The sequence below is a fragment of the Streptomyces sp. NPDC051051 genome (genome assembly GCF_040682975.1).
Taxonomy (GTDB): domain Bacteria; phylum Actinomycetota; class Actinomycetes; order Streptomycetales; family Streptomycetaceae; genus Streptomyces.
In genome coordinates this window covers 1-1,313 of the sequence record NZ_JBFBCB010000151.1, presented here as the reverse complement: position 1 = coordinate 1,313, position 1,313 = coordinate 1, and the positions used below count along the sequence as shown (strand labels likewise).

Genomic DNA, 1,313 nt, shown 5'->3' with positions numbered 1-1,313 from the left:
GCCGGCCCAGCAGCGGGTGCTGCCCGGGCCCCATGTCGTAGCGGATGCCCAGCCCGCTGACGATGCCGGCCAGGTGGGCGGCGGCGTCGCGGTGTGTCATGAGTTCGCCCAGTACGGCGCGCAGCGGGGCGGTGTCCTCGCCGGTGAGGCGCAGTTCGATCGCGGCGCGGGCGTTGCGGGCCAGTTGCCGGCCGATGGGGTGGCGTTCGGCGTGGTAGGTGTCCAGCAGTTCTTCGGGGGCCCAGCCGTTGACGGCCGCGGCGAGTTTCCAGCCGAGGTTGACCGCGTCCTGCACGCCCACGCTCAGGCCCTGCGCCATCGCCGGCGGCTGGACGTGGGTGGCGTCGCCGGCGAGGAAGATCCGGCCGCGCCGGTAGGCGTCGGCGACCCGGGAGGCGTCGGTGAAGCAGCTGATCCAGCGGCACTGCCCGTGGTGGATGGACTCGCCGGTCAGGCGCTGCCAGGCGTCGGCGAGTTCGGTGTAGGACAGGGCGTCGCGGTCCTTGGGCCGCATGCCCCGCTCGTAGGCGACGATGCGGGTGACGCCGTTCTCCAGGTCCATCGCCATGATCATGCTGCCGTCGGGCAGGTTCTCGCCGATGCGGCGGCGGCGGGTTTCGATGCCGGTGACGTCGGCGGTGTAGAAGCCGCGGGTGGGCTTCGGGCCGGGGAAGCCGATGCCGGCCAGTCGGCGTACGGTGCTGCGTCCGCCGTCGCAGCCGACCAGGTAGCGGGCGCTGTCGTGGGCGGGGCCGTCGGGGCCGTCGAGGTCGACGACGACGGCGTCGGGCGTCTCGCGCACGCCGGTGACCTCGTGGCCGCGGCGCACCGTGACGCCGAGTTCGGCGGCCCGTTCCTCCAGCATCCGTTCGGTGCGGAACTGGGAGACGCCCCGGGCGCCGCGGTGGTCCTCCTCCAGCAGGGACAGGTCGATGGCCACGCCGCCGAAGTGGCTGTCGGCGGGTTCGGTCGCGCCGAGCCTGGCGAGCAGCCCGCGCTGGTCGAAGCTCTCGGCGGTGCGCCGGGTGAAGCTGGCGCCGCGGGACTCGCGGGGCGGGGCGGGCAGCTTCTCGTAGACGACGACGTCGACGCCGCCCAGGCGCAGTTCGCAGGCCGTCATCAGCCCGACAGGGCCGGCGCCGACGACTATCACGTCCCAGCTCATGCTCACGCTCCTGTCCGGTGGGTGCCGCCGGCCGCCGGCCCGGCGATGGCGGGGGTGGGGTGGGGGTGGCCGAACCAGCGGGTGAGGGTGTCGGTGAGGTCGTGGTCGCTGCCGGGGCTGGTCCAGGCGACGTAGCCGTCGGGGCGGA

2 protein-coding genes are annotated in these 1,313 nt (G+C 74.3%); both read right to left on the bottom strand.

The annotated features are described in order from the left end of the window. Positions 1 to 1,165: FAD-dependent monooxygenase (locus AB0N31_RS36550; protein WP_366062848.1), on the bottom strand; the 1,165-nt coding region annotated here is incomplete at its 3' end. Positions 1,166 to 1,167: 2 nt separating this feature from the next. Further along, the coding region (locus tag AB0N31_RS36545; protein WP_366062849.1) for a hypothetical protein at positions 1,168 to 1,313 on the bottom strand (146 nt) is incomplete at its 5' end.